This is a genomic window from Bacteroides cellulosilyticus (assembly GCF_020091405.1).
GTDB lineage: Bacteria > Bacteroidota > Bacteroidia > Bacteroidales > Bacteroidaceae > Bacteroides.
On sequence record NZ_CP081903.1, the window covers coordinates 2671100 to 2690683 of the forward strand.

15 protein-coding genes and 1 riboswitch are annotated in these 19584 nt (G+C 43.1%); of the genes, 5 read left to right on the forward strand and 10 right to left on the reverse strand.

Annotated features, from left to right (window positions below; translation table 11 throughout):
- Positions 1 to 165: 165 nt before the first annotated feature.
- Complete coding sequence (locus tag K6V21_RS09530) at positions 166 to 1206, reverse strand: asparaginase (RefSeq protein ID WP_118222940.1); 1041 nt, start codon at positions 1204 to 1206, stop codon at positions 166 to 168.
- Between the two features lie 450 nt (positions 1207 to 1656).
- Here K6V21_RS09530 and thrA point away from each other — a divergent pair, with 450 nt between their 5' ends.
- From thrA to thrC, 3 genes are all read left to right on the forward strand, one after another.
- On the forward strand, positions 1657 to 4089 hold the full coding sequence (thrA, locus tag K6V21_RS09535) for a bifunctional aspartate kinase/homoserine dehydrogenase I (RefSeq protein ID WP_224321609.1): 2433 nt from the start codon (positions 1657 to 1659) through the stop codon (positions 4087 to 4089).
- 93 nt (positions 4090 to 4182) lie between these two features.
- Positions 4183 to 5478: a cofactor-independent phosphoglycerate mutase gene (locus tag K6V21_RS09540; protein ID WP_224321610.1), complete on the forward strand. Its 1296-nt coding sequence runs from the start codon at positions 4183 to 4185 to the stop codon at positions 5476 to 5478.
- Between the two features lie 2 nt (positions 5479 to 5480).
- Positions 5481 to 6848: a threonine synthase gene (thrC, locus tag K6V21_RS09545; RefSeq protein WP_224321611.1), complete on the forward strand. Its 1368-nt coding sequence runs from the start codon at positions 5481 to 5483 to the stop codon at positions 6846 to 6848.
- A gap of 409 nt (positions 6849 to 7257) precedes the next feature.
- Here thrC and K6V21_RS09550 read toward each other — a convergent pair whose 3' ends face one another.
- A complete protein-coding gene (locus tag K6V21_RS09550; protein WP_224321612.1) occupies positions 7258 to 7569 on the reverse strand; it encodes a type II toxin-antitoxin system RelE/ParE family toxin in 312 nt (103 codons plus the stop codon).
- The gene (locus K6V21_RS09555) at positions 7554 to 7742 is read right to left on the reverse strand and encodes a hypothetical protein (RefSeq protein WP_217714607.1); all 189 of its coding nucleotides are present in this window, start codon (positions 7740 to 7742) and stop codon (positions 7554 to 7556) included. Before K6V21_RS09555 ends, K6V21_RS09550 begins: the two co-directional genes overlap by 16 nt.
- 127 nt (positions 7743 to 7869) lie before the next feature.
- Between K6V21_RS09555 and K6V21_RS09560 the strand changes: the two genes are divergently transcribed.
- Complete coding sequence (locus tag K6V21_RS09560) at positions 7870 to 8778, forward strand: DMT family transporter (RefSeq protein ID WP_217714606.1); 909 nt, start codon at positions 7870 to 7872, stop codon at positions 8776 to 8778.
- A 1-nt stretch (position 8779) separates the two neighbouring features.
- Here the strand turns inward: K6V21_RS09560 and K6V21_RS09565 are convergent, their stop codons facing one another.
- Genes K6V21_RS09565 through K6V21_RS09575 form a run of 3 tightly spaced genes read right to left on the reverse strand, consistent with a single transcriptional unit; the run spans position 8780 to position 12382 of the window.
- Entirely contained in the window at positions 8780 to 9436 is a 657-nt protein-coding gene (locus K6V21_RS09565; protein ID WP_217714662.1) for a thiamine diphosphokinase, read from the reverse strand.
- Between the two features lie 30 nt (positions 9437 to 9466).
- On the reverse strand, positions 9467 to 10069 hold the full coding sequence (gene pnuC, locus K6V21_RS09570; protein WP_217714605.1) for a nicotinamide riboside transporter PnuC: 603 nt from the start codon (positions 10067 to 10069) through the stop codon (positions 9467 to 9469).
- A 3-nt stretch (positions 10070 to 10072) separates the two neighbouring features.
- A complete protein-coding gene (locus K6V21_RS09575) occupies positions 10073 to 12382 on the reverse strand; it encodes a TonB-dependent receptor (protein ID WP_224321613.1) in 2310 nt (769 codons plus the stop codon).
- A gap of 34 nt (positions 12383 to 12416) precedes the next feature.
- A riboswitch (TPP riboswitch) is annotated at positions 12417 to 12513 on the reverse strand.
- Positions 12514 to 12655: 142 nt separating this feature from the next.
- On the opposite strand from K6V21_RS09575, the gene K6V21_RS09580 reads away from it, so the two are divergent.
- On the forward strand, positions 12656 to 13528 hold the full coding sequence (locus K6V21_RS09580) for a mechanosensitive ion channel family protein (protein ID WP_217714603.1): 873 nt from the start codon (positions 12656 to 12658) through the stop codon (positions 13526 to 13528).
- Positions 13529 to 13632: 104 nt separating this feature from the next.
- Here the strand turns inward: K6V21_RS09580 and K6V21_RS09585 are convergent, their stop codons facing one another.
- The 4 genes from K6V21_RS09585 to K6V21_RS09600 all read right to left on the reverse strand — a co-directional run bounded on the left by K6V21_RS09585 (position 13633) and on the right by K6V21_RS09600 (position 19303).
- Entirely contained in the window at positions 13633 to 13881 is a 249-nt protein-coding gene (locus tag K6V21_RS09585; RefSeq protein ID WP_007209479.1) for a hypothetical protein, read from the reverse strand.
- 112 nt (positions 13882 to 13993) lie between these two features.
- Positions 13994 to 16621: a carboxypeptidase regulatory-like domain-containing protein gene (locus K6V21_RS09590; RefSeq protein ID WP_224321614.1), complete on the reverse strand. Its 2628-nt coding sequence runs from the start codon at positions 16619 to 16621 to the stop codon at positions 13994 to 13996.
- A gap of 201 nt (positions 16622 to 16822) precedes the next feature.
- Positions 16823 to 17794, reverse strand: coding sequence for a FecR family protein (locus tag K6V21_RS09595; protein WP_217714601.1), 972 nt, complete (start codon positions 17792 to 17794; stop codon positions 16823 to 16825).
- A 507-nt stretch (positions 17795 to 18301) separates the two neighbouring features.
- On the reverse strand, positions 18302 to 19303 hold the full coding sequence (locus K6V21_RS09600) for an IS110 family transposase (protein ID WP_224318936.1): 1002 nt from the start codon (positions 19301 to 19303) through the stop codon (positions 18302 to 18304).
- Positions 19304 to 19584: the final 281 nt, after the last annotated feature.

Genomic DNA, 19584 nt, shown 5'->3' on the forward strand with positions numbered 1-19584 from the left:
TATCTGCTTCGCTATTTTCATCCTTCTATAGAAGCGAAGGAAATGCGAACCGGGTACGGCTGAAAAGAGCTTTTGACCAAATATTAGTTTTTTCTTTGGTATGTAGTGTTTATGTGTAATTCGGCATATCGCTGCATGAATCCGTGGAGAAAATGCGGTTTCTCTCTAAATCGTAGTGATTTCTCCCGCCATCGGAGTACGCATTCTTTTTCGTACCTCATCAGGCGTATAGCCGTGCCCCAGTAGAAACATCAGTTTAGTGACCGCAGATTCCGTCGTGCTGTCATATCCGCAAACTACTCCCGCCTGCATTAACTGATAGCCCGTTTCATAACGTTCCATCTCTACGGTTCCGGCACTGCACTGGGTGACGTTGACAATGACTATCCCTTGCTCGCAAGCATTCCGCAAGCGGCGTATGAACCACTCTTTACGGGGAGCATTTCCCGAACCGTAAGTTTCGAGCACGACAGCTTTCAATCCCTCAATGCCCAATATACTCGATACTACATTCTCCTGAATACCCGGAAAGAGTTTTAGGACAGCAACATTGGTATCTAATAGATAATGTGGCTTCAGCTCCCGTTCGACTTCCTTAAAGCGGATTTGCACATTATTATATTTAATATGAATACCTGCTTCTGCCAATACGGGATAGTTGAATGAACGGAATGCATTGAAGTTCTCTGCATTCATCTTGATGGTACGATTGCCGCGCATCAGGTGATTCTCAAAAAAGATGCAGACCTCGGGTACAAGTGGATTGCCTTTTGCATCACGTGCACTGGCTATTTCAAGACTGGTAAGAAGGTTTTCTTTTCCGTCTGTACGGAGTACTCCGATAGGGAGTTGCGATCCGGTAAGGATGACAGGCTTGCTCAATCCTTCTAACATAAAGCTGAGGGCGGATGCGGTATATGCCATCGTATCCGTGCCATGCAGGATTACGAAACCTGTGTATCTATCGTAATGGTCACTAATGATATGCACCAGTTTACGCCAGGCTTCCGGATCCATATCCGAAGAGTCCATCGGAGGATCGAACTGGTAAGTATCGATATGGAATGTGAAATTTTGCAGCTCCGGTACGTGCTTTTTCAGCTGTTCGAGATTGAAATTCTCTAAAGCACCCGTTTCGGGGTTTTCTATCATTCCGATGGTTCCACCGGTATAGATTAGCAAAATGGAAGTTATATTTGGACTCATACGCATTCTCTTACGATAATTTAGTGCAAATATAATGATATATCTTGGATTTAATATCAAAATGTTATAAAACTGTGCCGCTGGTACTGGATTTTTGTGTAGTTATGTGTGAAAATGACACTTCGTCCTTTTGCATATTTCTGTCTCTTTTGAGGCCTTTCTATATTTTTATTACAAAAAAACCGCAAAATGTGATAGATTGAATGTTTTTATTATTACTTTTGCGACACTTATCAATAATGAAAGAAACAGAGAGTATGAACAAGTACTATCAACATACAGTCACATCCATGTGCATGACCATGACCCTTAGGGGTTAATGGATAGTATTTGTGTTTCTACGTGTTACACTATTTTTCAGCAGTTTTTCTTATTTAATTCAAGTCAATACAGGCATATACGTCCTGTTCCCGACACATTGTATCAACCTTATCAATAGTAATAAAGGATATGAAAGTAATAAAATTCGGCGGAACGTCCGTAGGTTCCGCGAACAGTATTTTGAGCGTAAAGAGAATTGTAGAAGCAGTAGAAGAACCGGTAATTGTGGTGGTTTCCGCACTAGGGGGCATCACAGACAAGCTGATAAACACGTCGAAAATGGCGGCTGCCGGTGATGCTGCTTACGAAAATGAGTTCCGTGAAATTGTTTACCGCCATGTGGAAATGATTAAAGAAGTGATTCCCGCAGGTGAGGGGCAAGTGGAACTGCAACGCCAGATTGGTGAACTGCTCAATGAACTGAAAGATATTTTCCAGGGTATTTATCTGATAAAGGATCTTTCGCAAAAGACTTCCGATACTATTGTCAGCTATGGCGAGCGTTTATCATCCATTATCGTTGCAGAGTTGACGGGAGCCAAATGGTTTGATTCACGCAAGTTTATCAAAACTGAAAAGAAGCACTCCAAGTATGTATTGGATACCGAGTTGACGAATGAACTGATTCGTGAAACATTCAGCACTTTGCCGAAGCGTGCACTGGTGCCGGGGTTCATCTCTACTGATAAGGTGACGGGAGATGTTACGAACCTTGGGCGTGGTGGTTCCGATTATACTGCTTCGGTTATTGCAGCGGCATTGGATGCCGACCAATTGGAAATCTGGACGGATGTGGATGGTTTCATGACTGCAGATCCGCGTGTGATTTCTACTGCTTATACCATTAACGAACTGAGTTATGTAGAGGCAACGGAGCTTTGTAACTTCGGTGCCAAGGTAGTATATCCGCCGACTATTTATCCGGTTTGCCACAAGAATATTCCTATTTTAATAAAGAATACATTCAATCCCGAAGGAATGGGAACGATTATCAAGCAGGAAGTATCCGATCCGCGCACAAAAGCGATTAAAGGTATTTCTTCTATCAATGATACCAGTCTGATTACTGTGCAGGGTCTGGGTATGGTAGGTGTGATTGGTGTGAACTACCGCATCTTTAAGGCACTGGCAAAGAATGGTATCAGTGTGTTCCTTGTATCTCAGGCATCTTCGGAGAACTCTACGTCTATCGGTGTGCGTAATGCGGATGCCGACCTGGCATGTGAAGTGCTGAATGAGGAGTTTGCCAAAGAGATTGAAATGGGAGAGATTTCACCGATACAGGCAGAGAAGAACCTGGCTACGGTGGCTATCGTAGGTGAAAATATGAAGCATACGCCGGGTATTGCCGGAAAGCTGTTCGGTACGTTGGGACGTAACGGCATCAATGTGATAGCTTGTGCCCAAGGTGCTTCGGAAACAAATATCTCATTTGTAGTGGATTTCAAATCATTGCGTAAATCATTGAATGTTATCCACGATTCATTCTTCCTGTCGGAATACCAAGTACTGAATCTATTTATTTGTGGTATCGGTACGGTGGGTGGCAGCCTGGTGGAACAAATCCGTTGTCAACAGCAGAAGCTGATGATGGAGAATGGATTGAAGCTACATATTGTGGGTATCGCTGATGCTGACCGGGCTATGTTTAGCCGTGAAGGCTTTGATCTGACAGATTTCCGTGCAGAACTGGCAGAGAAGGGCAAACCGAGCACGCTGGAAACTTTGCGTGACGAGATTATCGGTATGAATATCTTCAACTCGGTATTTGTAGACTGTACGGCAAGTGCGGCAGTTGCTTCCTTGTACAAAGACTTGTTGTTACACAACGTTTCTGTAGTAGCTGCCAATAAAATTGCCGCTTCTTCGGAATATGAGAACTACCGTGAATTGAAACAGATTGCCCGTCAGCGTGGTGTGAAGTACCTTTTTGAAACGAATGTGGGTGCGGGACTTCCGATTATCAATACGATCAATGACCTTATTCATAGTGGTGACAAGATATTGAAGATTGAAGCTGTGCTGAGTGGCACGCTGAACTATATCTTTAATAAGATCAGTGCGGATATTCCTTTCAGCAAGACCATCAAGATGGCGCAGGAAGAGCGTTACTCCGAACCGGATCCACGTATCGACCTGAGTGGTAAGGATGTTATCCGTAAACTGGTGATCCTGGCACGTGAAGCCGGTTACAGACTGGAACAGTCGGATGTAGAAAAGAACCTGTTCGTACCCGATGATTTCTTTGAAGGTTCACTGGATGATTTCTGGAAGAAAGTGCCGAGTCTGGATGCGGACTTCGAAGCCCGTCGCAAGGTACTGGAAGCTGAGAACAAGCATTGGCGTTTTGTTGCTAAACTGGAGAATGGCAAAGCATCAGTCGGCCTGCAGGAAGTGGGTGTAAATCATCCGTTCTATGGTTTGGAAGGTAGTAACAATATCATTCTGCTGACTACGGAACGTTATAAAGAATATCCGATGATGATACAAGGATACGGTGCCGGTGCCGGAGTGACGGCGGCAGGTGTATTTGCGGATATCATGAGTATTGCAAATGTTTAATTAATGAAGAATGATTAATGAAGAATTAGGCTGCGCTATCACACCGCATGGAAATTCTTCATTCTTCATTCTTAATTCTTAATTCAACTAACTATGAAACATATAATCATATTAGGCGATGGAATGGCGGATTGGCCTGTGGAGTCATTGGGCGGTAAGACGCTGATGCAATATGCCAAGACGCCTTATATGGATAAACTGGCGGGCATGGGACGTACGGGACGCTTGAAGACTGTTGCCGACGGTTTCCATCCCGGTAGTGAGGTAGCGAATATGTCTGTTCTGGGCTATGACCTGCCGAAAGTTTATGAAGGACGAGGACCTCTGGAAGCTGCCAGCATCGGTGTGGATTTGAAACCGGGCGAGATGGCAATGCGTTGTAACATCATTTGCATTGAAGGCGATCATATTAAAAACCATTCTGCCGGACACATCACAACGGAAGAAGCCGATGTATTAGTGAAGTACTTGCAAGAACGTCTGGGTAATGAACGGGTGCGTTTCCATACAGGTGTTCAGTACCGTCATTTATTGGTGATCAAAGGTGGAGATAAGCGTATCGATTGTACGCCACCGCACGATGTGCCGTTGAAACCTTTCCGACCGTTACTGGTAAAACCTACAAGTGACGAGCTGCAAGCTACGAGTGCTATGCAGGATGATAGCGCAGCCCACTCGTCACTTGTAGCTGGTAGCTCGTCACTCTCTCCCCTGACTCCGCAACAAACTGCTGATTTGATTAATGACCTTATCCTGCGTTCGCAGGAGCTTTTGAAAAATCATCCGTTGAATCAGAAGCGAATGGCGGAAGGGAAAGACCCGGCTAACAGTATTTGGCCCTGGAGTCCCGGCTATCGTCCTAAAATGGAACGTTTGTCTGATAAGTTCCCACAAGTGAAACGGGGGGCAGTGATTTCTGCTGTAGACTTGATCAATGGCATCGGATATTATGCGTACTTGCGTCGCCTGACAGTGGAAGGTGCTACCGGATTGTATGATACCAATTATGAGAACAAAGTGGCTGCCGCATTGGAAGCCTTGAAAACGGACGATTTTGTCTATCTGCATATCGAAGCCAGCGATGAGGCCGGACATGAAGGGAATGTGGATTTAAAACTTCTGACGATCGAGAATCTGGATAGCCGTGCTGTAGGTCCTATATATGAAGCCGTGAAAGATTGGGAGGAACCGGTAGCTATTGCCGTATTGCCCGATCATCCTACTCCATGTGAGCTTCGCACACATACCAATGAACCGATCCCTTTCTTCATCTGGTATCCGGGTATCGAACCGGATAGTGTACAAACCTTTGATGAAGTGTCTGTTTGCGAAGGAAGTTACGGATTGTTGAAGGAAGATGAGTTTATTAATGAATTTATGAAAAGCTGATTATGAAATATTACAGTACCAACAAACAAGCTCCCGACGCCAGTCTGGAAGAAGCCGTAGTGAAGGGACTTGCTGCTGACAAAGGACTTTTCATGCCGTATAGCATTAAACCTTTGCCGCAAGAATTTTATGATAGTATCGATACTCTTTCTTTTCAGGAGATTGCTTATCGTGTAGCCGATGCTTTCTTCGGAGAAGATATTCCAGCCGATACGTTGAAGCAAATCGTATATGATACGCTGAATTTTGATGTACCTTTGGTGAAAGTGACAGAAAATATTTATTCCCTAGAACTTTTCCATGGCCCGACGCTTGCCTTTAAAGATGTGGGCGGACGTTTTATGGCCCGTCTTCTGGGATATTTCATCAAGAAGGAAGGGAAGAAACAAGTGAACGTGCTTGTGGCTACTTCCGGTGATACGGGAAGTGCTGTTGCAAATGGTTTTCTTGGTGTAGAAGGCATTCATGTATATGTGCTTTATCCCAAAGGAAAGGTCAGCGAAATACAGGAGAAACAATTTACGACTCTCGGACAGAATATCACGGCCCTTGAAATAGACGGTACATTCGATGATTGCCAGGCGTTGGTGAAATCTGCTTTTATGGATAAGGAGCTGAATGAGCATTTGCAACTGACCAGTGCCAATTCCATTAATGTAGCACGATTCTTACCGCAGGCTTTCTATTACTTCTATGCTTATGCTCAACTGAAGAAAGCTACGAGTGACAAGCTACGGGCTACAAGTACTGTGCAGCATGACAGTGCAGCTCCCTCGTCACTGGTAGCTGGTAGCTTGTCACCGGTTATCTGTGTTCCGAGCGGTAACTTTGGAAATATCACTGCCGGATTGTTTGGTAAACGTATGGGATTGCCTGTGAAGCGTTTCATTGCTGCCAATAACCGTAACGATATCTTCTATCAATATTTGCAAACCGGAGTTTATACTCCGCGTCCTTCTATCGCTACCATTGCCAATGCTATGGATGTGGGCGATCCGAGTAACTTTGCGCGTGTGCTCGATCTTTATGGAGGCAGTCATGCGGCCATTTCTGCTGAAATCAGTGGTACCACTTATACCAATGAACAGATTGCCGAAACGATGCGTGAGACGTGGAAAGAATGTCATTACCTGCTTGATCCGCATGGTGCCTGTGGTTTCCGTGCACTGAAAGAAGGATTGAAATCCGGTGAAACTGGCGTTTTCCTGGAGACGGCACATCCGGCAAAATTCCTCGAAACCGTAGAAGGTATAATCGGCGAAACCGTAGAGATTCCTGCGAAACTGAAAGCTTTTATGCAAGGTGAAAAGCAAAGCCTGTCGATGACAAAGGAATTTGCAGATTTTAAAAGCTATCTGTTGTCGCTATAAGAAGCGGAATTTCCTTAAGCAGGAAGAGATAAATGCCCGAAAACTTGACTTCGGCATTTCAATGTAGTATATTTGTATCTGTAATACTGATTTAGTTTTCAAGAACTACAGAGTAGAAGGGGAGAGGCGGTTGCTTCTCCTCTTTTTTGTATCTATGCCCTGATATTGCTTATTAACAGTATGATATAGGAATGGAAATATTCTTCATCAAGATAAAACAGATCGTCTGAACGGGTGAAATGCATCATCTGTTTGGAACGAACATATCATCTGTTTAGGGTAAACATATCATCCGTTTGAGGCAAACAGACCATCTGTTTCTATAAGACAAAAACAGAAAGGCAAAACACTGTCTGTTCAGTTAATGTTTTGTAAATCTACCCTTGACAATATTTGAATTCAGGAAGCTCTATTCCTTTTTGGAAACCACCTTCAGTTCTCCCATTTTTAGTCGGTTGTCCCACAGTACAACAACTTCTATCTTCTTGAGACTATGTCGATAGAAAAGTGTATATCCTGGGTGAGGAATGATGTAGCGTATGTTCTCTATTTCCGTTGTTTGTCCGATGAATGGATTCATGCTGATACGGTGCAGCATGTTCTGCAATTGTACATAGAGTACTTCACCCAATTGGTTACTTCCATCCTTCAGATTAAGTATCTGGAATGCCTCCTTCAACTGTTTCTTGGCGACGAGCGACCATATTACTTGCTTAGCCATTCTGCTACCTCCTTGTTTATTGTTAAGTTATTCTGTCCTTCGCGATTATCCAATTGGCAACAGGCAGTTTCAATCTCCCGGCGCAGTTGATGAGAGAATGTGAGCACTTGTTCTTTGCTCTTAGGTTCATCTTGGGCTTCGGTACGCAGTGTGTCTTTTTCTTTACTTTTCATAGGGCTATCCTTTTTTGTTTTTCATAGAACATCCTAAAGATACGAATAGTTTTGGAATATCCATGCACGTTGAACAATTTTCTTCTCCCTGCGTTCTCTGCCTTGAAACCAAAATTGCGATATCCGAATGAAAGATAAGAAGCTGGAGGCCAATTTAAGTTTGGTAGTCTCACGAATATTTGCGGGATTGAATATGAATGCCCTGAAATATCTGCTGCCCGTGTGGATGGGTGCATTGACGGGCGTCACGGTGCGTTGTACTTTTGCTGCTGTGGCGTTTTGGGTGACAGGCTGGTTTGTGAAAGAAGCACCTATCACACGGCGGCAGCGTATCGGGTTACTTTGCCTGGGGGCATTCGGCATGTATGGTTTTATGTTCTGCTATTTGCTGGGTATCAGTAAAACGACGCCTGTCAGTAGTGCCATATTCAATTCCCTGCAACCTATCTGGGTGTTTCTTATCTCCGTTCTCTTTCTGCACGAGCGGGCTACACTGATGAAAATCATCGGTATCTCTCTCGGTTTCGGTGGTGCATTGCTGTGTATATTGACTCAAGGCAGCGATGACTTGGCACATGATGCCTTTACAGGTAATATGTTGTGTCTGCTCAGTTCGGTGTTCTTTGCCATTTATCTGATTCTGAGTAAGAAATTACTGGAAGAGATCGGCTTGGTGACCGTAATGAAATATGTGTTTGGGGGCGCGGCGCTGTCCGGTCTGGTGATATCTACTATCCTGGGCTGGGACGCGCCGTTGTTCGCCGACGCAGCACATGGAACTTGGCACTGGATGCCGTGGGTGATTCTGGCATTCATTCTTATTTTCCCTACTTACCTTAGTTATTGGTTGATGCCCATCGGATTGAAATATCTGAAGACAACCGTAGTGGCCATGTATGGCTATCTGATACTGATTGTGACGACTGTCGTTTCTTATATCGTGGGGCAAGACCGCTTTACCTGGGAACAGGGGGTGGCTATCGGGATGATATGTCTGAGTGTGTACTTTGTGGAGGTAGCGGAGAGAAGAAAATAAATTAATAGTTTATCACTACCAAGTATTCCCCTTCTGCATGAATGGTGAATTCTGTTTCCGTACTTTCGTTCAGTGTACCTTGCCACCAGTTGGTGAAGTCACTGAGAGGGTATACCAAGCCTTCGCCTCGCAGATTGTGGGCACCAAAGTTTATGATTGAAATCTGTTGACCCGGTTGGCAGGGGAAAGAACAGGTATCATGGCAAGGAATGAAAATACCATAATCTGTCAGCATGCGGACATGAGCTCCGGTATGCATATAATCAATGAGCAGGCTGATATTTCCTAAAGTATGGTCTTCGCGTTTACCTGTGGCTCCTACGATAGCGATGTTTCTTTTGCCTTGTGATAAAAGGAAGTTTACGGCTTTGGTCTGGTCGTTGGTTTCCTGGTCGGAGATGTAATGAAGAATATGGTGATATTTCCGGCGGTTTTCTTCACTCAGGGAATCTCCGTCACCGATAATAACATCAGGTACGTTGCCGCGATCTATATAAGCATCTGCACCGCCATCACAACAAACAAGATAAGGAGCGTTTGCCAGTATCTGCAAAGGTCTGGGATGGGTTGGATAATCACCATTGGCTAAAATTACTGCTTCGGGTTCACCACAGAGAACACAGAGTTCCACTGAATTCTTATTATTATTTTCTTTCATCATTATTTCTTTTATCACCTTACCACCTTATCACTCTACCGCTCTTTCCATCATCCTCTTCCATTTGAAGTAGCCAAAGATAGCGATTATTGTATAAAGAGCATACAGTCCTGCCGTGAAATCGAGGTCTTTGTAAACATAGAGTCCTGCACTGACAATGTCTACCACAATCCATGCCCACCATTGCTCTACATATTTACGTGCCAGCATCCACATACCTACGATACTGAGAGCAGTGGTGAAAGAATCAAGCCAGGGTACATTACTGTTGGTGAAACGAATGAGTATCCAGGCAATACAGACAAAAGTAACGGCAAATACAATGCCGAGGGGCAGGTAATATTTCATCGGCATACGGGTAATGGGAAGTTCCTGCTGCCCTTCTTTGATATGCAGATGAAGTTTTCGTCTTACAAAACTGCCGTATTTCCACATCATCCAACCGTAGACGGCTGCCCCCAGATAATAGATATTTATTCCGAAGTCAGCATACAATCCGGCATCGTAATAGACGAAAATGTAGATAGCAGGCATGATGATGCCCGCTATCCAAAGATAGATACTCGCCCGGTATTCTAACCAAAGGTAGACAAGCCCGACGATGGTTCCGATAATTTCGAGAGTTTGTTCCATGCTTTAAAAACTCAAAGAGATATGTGCCAGCGCATTGGTTCCGGCTTGTGCCGCATAAGTCGCATAGCTGTAACGTTCTTTTCCTCCTGCGTCATTGAGGGAATATCCGCTACCTGCGAAACCATTGTTTTCGTATGTTTCATTGAACAGATTATATACCGTGCAACCCACTGTGACAGACTTCATACGAGGCAGTTTGAAGGTATATGCCAGGTTCAGATTGCTAACGAAGTAAGCATCCAGTATCTGATCGTCACGTTTAGCATTGGTCATATATTGCTTGCTGACGTATTGGGATTGCAGGGCTGCTTCAAATCCTCTATACGTATAACTGAAACGATTGTTCAGAATAAAGTCCGGTGAGAAAGAGATAGGAGTGTTGCCACGATCTATCTTCCAGGCTTCGGTAGTAGGGTCTTCCCATTCATACAGTGTTTCAGAGAAGTTCTCTACGCGGTTACGACTAAAGGTGGCATTGATATCCCATTGGAAACCACAGTTCAGTTTCAATCCGGCCATGAGTTCTATACCCATGCGGTAACTGTCGGGTACATTGGCTGCAACAGCTTCGCCAATCTCATTCATTTCGCCTGTCAATACCAGCTGGTTTTTATAATCCATATAATAGAGATTAGCGCCCAAATTTAACCATGAATTGGCAAAGGTATATCCCAGTTCATAGTCGAATAAGCGTTCTGCTTTGGGATGTTCGGTAAGCTTTCCGTCAGTATAGTTATTGCGTGTAGGCTCTTTGTGGGCTACGCTGAATGAACCATATAGACGGTTATTAGTATTGATCTGCCAGAACAAACCGGCTTTCGGATTGAAGAAGTCGAACTTATCTTCAATATGCAGGGTTTGAAGTGCATTCGTTTCATCATTCCATTTGTCATTCTGGCCATGCATCTTGTAGGTGATGTGACGGTATTGCAAATCGGCGTATGCGCTGACACCGCCGCCTAACTCGTAGTTGGCTTTCAGATAGATGTTGCCATCGTTTTTAGTAGCGTTGTTGCGGTAGTAATCATTATCTGGGTTTAGTTGTCCCAGATAGTTTTTCACCCACAGAACTTTACCAAAATGGTCGCCATCATAACGATTCAATCCGCCACCCAATGAAGCATTCAGTCGGTCGTTGGTGTAATTTACCGAGAAGATTCCTCCACCAAACCAGTTATCCATTGCTTTTTTACGAACAAGGTCACTTTCGGTTACGTTTTCTCCATCTGCTTCATAAGGTTTCATTCCATATTCTACCAGTTTGCGCCCAATTTTGTATTCCTGATAGTATCCATCTCCTTTTGTATAGTGCAGACCGGCATTCAGATGCCATTGCGGAGTGAAAGTATGGTTGACTAACAGGTGATAGTTCTTTTGTACATAGTTATCCGTCTGGTCATCATAGAAGTGGAAGGTACCACCATTCTTGATTAGCTGACCGGCTTCTTTGACACCGTAGTCGTAATCAATTTCCGGCTGGTGTATTCCACCGTTTTTATCTTCAATATACATGTAGCCGCAAGAATTGAAACGGCGTCCGAATGCTGCCATTTGGTCCTTACTGGCATAATTCCATGCATGATAAGTGCGCTCTTTCCCGCCGAAAGTAATCAATTTTACCGATGTGTTGTCACTATAATATCCGCCTTGGGCATAGTAGGAATTTAAACCAACGGATGCCCGGTCTATATAGCCATCCGAACTGATATTGGATAGCCGTACATCAAAAGACCAATGTTCGTTGATAAGTCCGGTACCTACTTTCACCGTCTCTTTGTGAGTATTGAATGAGCCGTAAGATGCGTTGATTTCGGCATACGGTTTCAATGAGAAATCTCCTGTCTGCATATTGATACTACCACCGAATGCACCTGCACCATTGGTAGAGGTACCTGCACCCCGTTGTACCTGTAAGTCTTTTACGGAAGAGGCAAAGTCTGGCAGGTTTACCCAGAATACAGTGTGGCTTTCTGCATCATTGATAGGAATACCGTTGGCGGTGACATTGATTCGTGTGCCATCTGTGCCACGTATGCGTAAGGTGGTATAACCGATACCGGCACCTGCATCACTTGTTGTAATGGCAGAAGGTATCATGCTTAATAGATAGGGCAGGTCTTGCTCGAAATTCTGTTTCTTAAGTTGTTCTTTACTAACATTGGTAAACGCCACAGGTGTGGTTCCCGTGGCACGGGTAGAGATAATTTCTACTTCCTGCAGGCTTATCACCCGCAAGCTGTCTTTCTCATGCGTCTGCGCACAGACACCCAGCGTTGCCATCAACAGGCAGGCCGCCATTGCATGTTTTTTCATTACAATTTTAACTATTAAAGATGAATACAGAAAAGGGGAGCTTTTCTTCTTTTCCCTCCGCCGGCACTACCCGGATCAGGTCAATGGGTATGATCTCAGCCCGTCATATTAGGGCACCCCTTAGTTGAAATCGGGGGCAAAATTAAGTGTTTTCGTTGAAACACGCAAATCGAGTGAACGATAACCGGAAATATTTGTTAATTTTGTAGGCCAGCGGGTATTCCATAATCCTGCTGGGAAAATATAATTATTAACTTCAAACGAACAAATATTATGTTATTATTATTACAAGCGGCGGCTCCTGCTGCCGAAACTATTGTAGAAGATGGTTTTAGTAAATTGCAGGTCTTTCTCCAACAACTGATAGACTGGGGAGTAAATGCGGGTGGTCATATCATCGGCGCTGTGCTGATTTTCATTGTTGGACGTTTCCTGATATCTTTCCTTAATAAAATGGTAGCCAGATTGTTGGCCAAACGACATGTGGATGCTAGTATCCAAAGTTTCGTAAAGAGTCTGGTGAACATCTTGCTGACTATCTTATTGATTATTGCCGTTATCGGTAAATTGGGAGTAGAAACGACTTCATTTGCTGCCTTGCTGGCATCCGCCGGTGTGGCTATCGGTATGGCATTGTCCGGTAACTTGCAGAACTTTGCAGGTGGTCTGATTGTATTGCTGCTCCGTCCTTATAAAGTAGGTGACTTGATTGAAAGCCAAGGCATCACGGGCACGGTTCGTGAGATTCAGATTTTCCATACGATCCTGACTACCGGTGATAATAAGATTATTTATATTCCGAATGGTGCGTTGAGCAGTGGTACTGTGACTAACTACAGTCGTGAAGCTACCCGTCGTGTAGAATGGATAATCGGTGTGGAGTATGGCGAAAATTTTGATAAGGTGGAAGAAACGACCCGTCGTATCATTGCCGAAGACAAGCGGATTCTTAGTGATCCGGCTCCTTTTGTCGCCCTTCATGCACTGGATGCCAGTAGCGTGAATGTGATTATCCGTGCCTGGGTGAAGAGTGAGGACTATTGGGGAGTTTATTTCGATATGAACAAGACCGTCTACTCTGTATTCAATAAGGAGGGTATCGGTTTCCCTTTCCCACAACTGACGGTACATCAGGCAAAGGATTGATAGTAGTCTGGAATTGATAACCGTAAATGAATAAAGGGCATAACAAATTGTTGTTATGCCCTTTATTCATTATTGTTAATACTCGTGATAGTTTTTATTGTAAATCACATTTCATATACTCCGAGTTCTTCCTCTATGGCTTCGCATTCATCTTTCTCTATATGCAGTAAGCGATTGATTTCCCTTCGCTTTTCGAGATCAGTGAAATAACTTTCTACTACGGTATACAGGTCGAATCCTTTGGTGGAACCTGCTGCCATGTCTAATGACTCTACCATTTTCTCTACTTCCCTGTGAATGCGTTCCTTGTTGATGAAATGCAACTCATTACTATGAATCAGATACTTTTCCATGATCGTTGGTATTTAAAGTTCTATTGATATAACGTCTGCCGTGAACGGTTAGTTCATACAAAAGCTATTAATTCCTCTCTGAGTTAAAAGAGGAATTAATAGCTTTAATATACTAAAAGTAAATCTTATAACTGATATTCGGAATCATACCCGATCCGTTTTCTTTCTCTATCTTATGAGTCTTTTCGTTATACTGGTAAAAATGCATTCCTGTGCGCATGCCTACATTTAGCATTTTAATGGAGAACTCATGAGATATTTTCTTCTTGTTGATCCTATAGCTGAAAGAAATATCACCATTGAGAGAAGGATTAAATTTCTTGCTGTAAGCTTTGGTCTCATCAAATTTGATGTCATGTTCTATCATACTTTTTTCCTCATCTACAGGGGTATATCGATCACCACCTTGGAAGAAGATACGTCCGTTGAGGCTTAGTACATTTTGTTTATTGCGTCCCACCATCCATTCTTTTCCGGCAAGCAGATTCAGGAGATAGTTTTTGTCCAACCGTGTATTACGCCAGATGTTATCCCCGGCTTTGTATTTTGATTTAAAAAGAGAAGCCGTTATCATATAGTAGAAACCATTTTTCATATACTGTTCCAAAGTGATATCTATACCGTAATTCACACCGGAACCTCTATTCTTCAGTATTCTGTCCAGATAAAAATCCTGATGGTTGATGATGGAAAAGGAAGAATTCTCTTCAACAGGTATTCGGAATAGATATTGATAATAGGGTTCTACTTTTAAGTGCATGTACGAGTTGATGTTCCAGTCGTATGTAAGTCCAAAGTGATGGGCCTTAGAGAAATTCAGGTATCTGTTGGATTCAGTTTTTCCATTGACCTTCTGTTCCACAAAGTAGTAGTCAAGCTTTTCCCTGCGACTGTGCAGACCGTATGCCAGTGCCAAGGCGTGTTTCGGATTGAAACTCCATTTAAGGGCTGCCCTGGGTTCTACGGTCCAGTTCTTATTTAGGGTGAAGTACTGTGCGGTGATGCCCAGGCTGGTAGTAAGATGATTGTTTAGGTTGATGACGGAACTGCTGTATGTCGACAGTACACAACTTCCCCCATTCCCTTTTGAAATCTGTTCCATAGGTACATCTAAACCGAAGTTAGGACTGATTTTGTAATCCAGGTCATATTTGAGTCCTGTAACTGTGATACCTGTGCGGTTGATATGGTTGGAACTGAATTTCTTGTTCAGATAGGAATTAAAGACTATGTCCCATTTGGAATTCCGGATATCTCCTACATGGACCAGTTTGTCATCTTCCGTTATCTGATCAGCTCGCGTGTGGTCTTCCGAATAAGTGGCGGCTAATGAAGAACGGATATACGTGTCTGCGTTGATCAGGTACTTGTGTGTAAACCCTCCTGCTGCTTTGTCAAAAGCTGTATTTCCGGACTGTCGGTCACCTTGTGTCTCCCATTCATCACGGTCGATGGCCTCCGGTTTATAACGGTCAATCAGTCCGATTCCCCAAATAGAGAAAGTTCCGGCCTTCCGGGTAGGAAAATTTAATTTGAATGACAAGTCCTGATATTTCAGATTCATATCATTCTTCGTGGCCAGGGAAGTGGTAGAGAAGCGGTAATTGAAGATATAGGAACTTCCATGTTTCCTGCTTATCGGACCTTCCGATGCCAGGTCAATACCCAGAATACCCAACTGAAATGTATGTTCGTACTTCTGATTGTTGCCATTTCGTATTTGCATGTCGAAGATGCCCGATAGCGCATTGCTATATTCGGCAGGGAACGCACCGTTGTAAAAATCGGAGTTACCGATCACCTGCGTACTCAGGGCCGAAAGAAAACCTCCACCCAGCCCGGTAAGGTCGGCGAAGTGAGTCGGGTTGGGAATTTCTACACCTTCCAGCCTCCATTGGGTAAACTGGGGTGAATTTCCTCTGATAGCTACAGCATTGGTTCCTACATCTCCTGCCACGCCTGCAAATGCAGAACTCAGGCGTGCCGGATCATCAAAACCATTGGCAAATCTGCCTGCTTCTTCCATACTGATCATGCGTCCACCGGTGATGGCCATTGCATTCAGGGGCTTGTCTTTCTTTATCTCCGGTTGTATGATGACTTCCGCCAACGAGTGAATGTTTTCATCCAGAGTGATTTCCATATATACTTCCTTGGAAGAGGTTACAGGTATTTCATTGAAAATATTGGCATTATATCCTACATAGGAGGTTTGTATATTGCATCGTCCCACAGGAACATTGTCTATCCGAAATCTCCCCAGACTGTCTGTTGTGCTGCCCAAAGAACCGACATTCATAATTCTTACGGTAGCAAACTCTATGGGTGCATTGGTTTTGGAATCCAGTACAATTCCTCTGACTGTTTGGGTAGGTTTCTCTGTTTTTTCCTTGGTGGATTTCTGTAGTTCGTTGCCGGATGGAGTGATAATGATATGGTAGCCTGTTATTTTGTACGAATAGCGGGTGTCTTTCAAGATTTGCGATAACGCCTTGTCAATGCTCTGGGCTTCTAACGACAGGGATATTTTCCTCTTTACATCTACGGCCGATAATTCATAGGCTATGCTGTATCCGGTTTGTAGTTCTATCTCGGCAAAAGCTTCTTTCAGTGATATGTTTTTATTCTGTATGGTGATTTGCTTTCTGTCATTCTGTGCTGTGGCATTAAATGAGAGGAAGGCAAAAAATAAAAAAAGGAGTATCTTATCTGTTTCTTTATTAATGGTTATTCGATTCATTGTTGTATGTTTTTATAAGATAAGCTGCATTTCGGCATAACTTTTTCATGTAAGCATGAAAGTTCTGCACTCAATTTGCATTATCTTTGTATAGTTAATACTTTGTTTTACTTTACGGTTTGATGGAGCATTAGCATTTCAGAACCGGGTTGAGGGTCTCAAGCTGCAATCCGGTTCTTTTTCTTCATAGGCAGTTTCTTTTTATTGTTTTTTGATTAGTTCCACTTTGTTTCCCTGTTTCTGATAACTGAAGCCGATCATCTCACTCAATACAGGCAGTACTTCTTCCAGATTTTCATTTTTCAGGAACCGGACGGTATATCGTTTGGAGGCGGGAACGTTCATTGTATGATTGATAGTTACATTATAACGTCTCTCTAATGTTTGCAGGATCTCGGTGAAAGGTGCATCGGTAAATATCAGTTTTCCCGTGATCCAGCCATCTGCATCGGTTGGAGAAACTTCGGTAATGTTGACGGTGGATGTTTTTTTATCGTACGTCAACTGTTCATTAGGTTTCAGTATCCGCGAGTCGTGAGAGGGAGGGGTAACTTCAACTTTTCCACTTGTCAGGGTAGTGGTCACCAGTTCATCATCAGCGTATGCCTTTACATTGAATTGGGTTCCTAATACTTTAACAGAGAGTTGGGGCGTTTCTACAACAAACGGTTTTGTGGCATCTTTCCGAACAGAAAAATAGGCTTCACCATCGAGGTGCACAAGGCGCTGTGCTTTCGGGAACTTTTCCGGGTATTTGATTACTGTTCCTGCATTCAGCCATATTTCGGAGCTATCAGGTAATAGGAAGTGCTTTTTATCACCGTATACAACAGATATCTCAATCCATTTATCCTTCGTGGAAGTATAGTACAGATAACTTCCTGTAATAATCAGTAGCGGAATCAGGGCTGCTGCAATACGCATTCGTTTTTGATAGAAAGGTCGGGGCACTATTTTCCTATAACCGATCTTTTGGTTTACTCTGTTTAATGCAAGTTTAGTGTCCGGGTCTGTTTTTGTTTCCAATTGATCCCAATATTCCAATGAAGCTTTTTCTTTTTCTTCAGTGTCTTTATCTTTAATGATCCATTTCTGAACCTTCTCTTCCGTTTCGGGAGAGAAGCGGCCGGATAAATATGTTCCGATGATTCTAACGATATTATTCTTCTCCATTCTGTTGCATTTACTATATATACAGTCAACGGATGAAAAACTCAGTGAGGAAATGAAACTTTTATTGCGGTTATCCTAATCAATATGTAAATGTCGCATATTTTCATCTCTGCATCTTTTTACCTAAAGCCGGAACATCAATGTCCAAATCACCTCTACAGTGCCTTCTGAGAGGGGGTAAGGAAAGGTAACGACTTTGGGGTAGGAAAGGTAACGACTGAGGCACCCAAAGGTAACGACTGAGGCTGGCAAAGGTAACGACTTTCCCTAACACAGGTTTTCGGAAGGTTTCAAAGCAAGTGAAGCACTCCCTTTTGTACTATTTAATCATCAAGGAATAAAGTTTTTTATATATTGATCCTTTGGGGACATTTATTCATTTTTGAGCGGTTATGAATCTTTTCACCACAGAGGACACAGAATTCTAAGACCTGAGCAAATAATTCGGTCTAAAAACACTGTTAATAAAACCAAACGAGTAGTGGAGCGTAATGCTTCCCTGCTCGTTTATTCTTTATACGTGATTAAATCAACAAAGGGTGTCCCTCTTCTGACTACTGCAAACATTCTGCACACAAGTTTAAACTTTACCGCATTCAGCACTACTCCATGTTCTTTTCCCTCTTTTCTTTTCCTTTCATAATACTCTTTGAGTTCCTTATCCCATACAACGGCCGATCTTGCAGCCTGCGATAGATCCGCTTTCAATAGTCTGGCTCCCGTAGCACATACCCTTGTTTTCCCTTTCACACTGGTTCCTGAAGAATGTTCAAAAGGGGCAATACCCAGATAACAGGCATATTGCCGTGCGGTTTCAAATGCCTTGAAATTATTAGTATGTATGATTGTATTGATGGCATTAACACTACCAATCCCTTTAATGCTGTTAAGAAGCTGATAGTTTAAGTTCATAGTCGGATCAGAGCTGACAATCCCGTGCATCTCATCTTCTACGCTTTGAATTTGTTTTTCCAGAATCTTAACCATTTCTTCTGCCCGCCTGCTCGTAGAGGTGGACTCCCGGTCTTTTCTGTCCGTGATAAATCCCTTGTTTTCAGTCAGATGCTTAACCAGGCGTTTCCTTTCGGACGACAAGTCACGCAAGATAAGGACAGCACTGCCGGAAAGTTTGGAATAGGTCAATTCATCCCGATGCAAGTAACCGTAGTAAGCTATCCGCTCGGCATCCACACGGTCATTCTTTCCACGGACAAGCCCCAGAGAACGCTTTAAATCCAGAGGAGTGAAAGAACTGTAATCTTGTTTACATGACTCTAAAAACAGACATAAATCATAGCTGTAAATGCCTGTATTCTCCAAGCAGATGACAGTCTGTTTAGGAGAAATACGCTTCTGCTTCATCCAGGCAAACAATGCTTGATAACCCGTTTTATTATTCGAGACTTGCTTGTAGTTTGTCTCATCCGCATGTTTCTTTGCGGGATCGTAAATAACAACATCAAGTGTTTTTTTACTGATGTCAATGCCAATAAACCATTTCTTTTTCATAACTTCGCATTACTTATTTGAAGTTAACCATAGGTTGAACTCACTAAATCCTTTAATAGGCCAACGACCTAAAATTCTAATTGGGACGATTCAACTGAAAAGGGAGGCAGGACTAGTTCTGTGTATAGGGCTTCTGCCTAGATCTCACAATAGGTCACCCGCTTCCCTTGGTTAACTCTTATTAACTACAAAGGTAATATTTCAACCCTAAGTTTTAGTAATGCAAATCTAAAGGAGTCTCACAGAGTTTAATCAATTTGAAATCAAAAGAATAGAACTTC

What these genes read in the sequence shown, in the direction of transcription:
- K6V21_RS09595 (WP_217714601.1), bottom strand. Translation starts at nt 17,794, where the DNA reads ATGGAGAAGAATAATATCGTTAGAATCATCGGAACATATTTATCCGGC.
- K6V21_RS09590 (WP_224321614.1), bottom strand. Translation starts at nt 16,621, where the DNA reads ATGAATCGAATAACCATTAATAAAGAAACAGATAAGATACTCCTTTTT.
- thrA (WP_224321609.1), top strand. Translation starts at nt 1,657, where the DNA reads ATGAAAGTAATAAAATTCGGCGGAACGTCCGTAGGTTCCGCGAACAGT.
- thrC (WP_224321611.1), top strand. Translation starts at nt 5,481, where the DNA reads ATGAAATATTACAGTACCAACAAACAAGCTCCCGACGCCAGTCTGGAA.
- pnuC (WP_217714605.1), bottom strand. Translation starts at nt 10,069, where the DNA reads ATGGAACAAACTCTCGAAATTATCGGAACCATCGTCGGGCTTGTCTAC.
- K6V21_RS09560 (WP_217714606.1), top strand. Translation starts at nt 7,870, where the DNA reads ATGAAAGATAAGAAGCTGGAGGCCAATTTAAGTTTGGTAGTCTCACGA.
- K6V21_RS09550 (WP_224321612.1), bottom strand. Translation starts at nt 7,569, where the DNA reads ATGGCTAAGCAAGTAATATGGTCGCTCGTCGCCAAGAAACAGTTGAAG.
- K6V21_RS09540 (WP_224321610.1), top strand. Translation starts at nt 4,183, where the DNA reads ATGAAACATATAATCATATTAGGCGATGGAATGGCGGATTGGCCTGTG.
- K6V21_RS09585 (WP_007209479.1), bottom strand. Translation starts at nt 13,881, where the DNA reads ATGGAAAAGTATCTGATTCATAGTAATGAGTTGCATTTCATCAACAAG.
- K6V21_RS09575 (WP_224321613.1), bottom strand. Translation starts at nt 12,382, where the DNA reads ATGAAAAAACATGCAATGGCGGCCTGCCTGTTGATGGCAACGCTGGGT.
- K6V21_RS09565 (WP_217714662.1), bottom strand. Translation starts at nt 9,436, where the DNA reads ATGAAAGAAAATAATAATAAGAATTCAGTGGAACTCTGTGTTCTCTGT.
- K6V21_RS09530 (WP_118222940.1), bottom strand. Translation starts at nt 1,206, where the DNA reads ATGAGTCCAAATATAACTTCCATTTTGCTAATCTATACCGGTGGAACC.
- K6V21_RS09600 (WP_224318936.1), bottom strand. Translation starts at nt 19,303, where the DNA reads ATGAAAAAGAAATGGTTTATTGGCATTGACATCAGTAAAAAAACACTT.
- K6V21_RS09580 (WP_217714603.1), top strand. Translation starts at nt 12,656, where the DNA reads ATGTTATTATTATTACAAGCGGCGGCTCCTGCTGCCGAAACTATTGTA.
- K6V21_RS09555 (WP_217714607.1), bottom strand. Translation starts at nt 7,742, where the DNA reads ATGAAAAGTAAAGAAAAAGACACACTGCGTACCGAAGCCCAAGATGAA.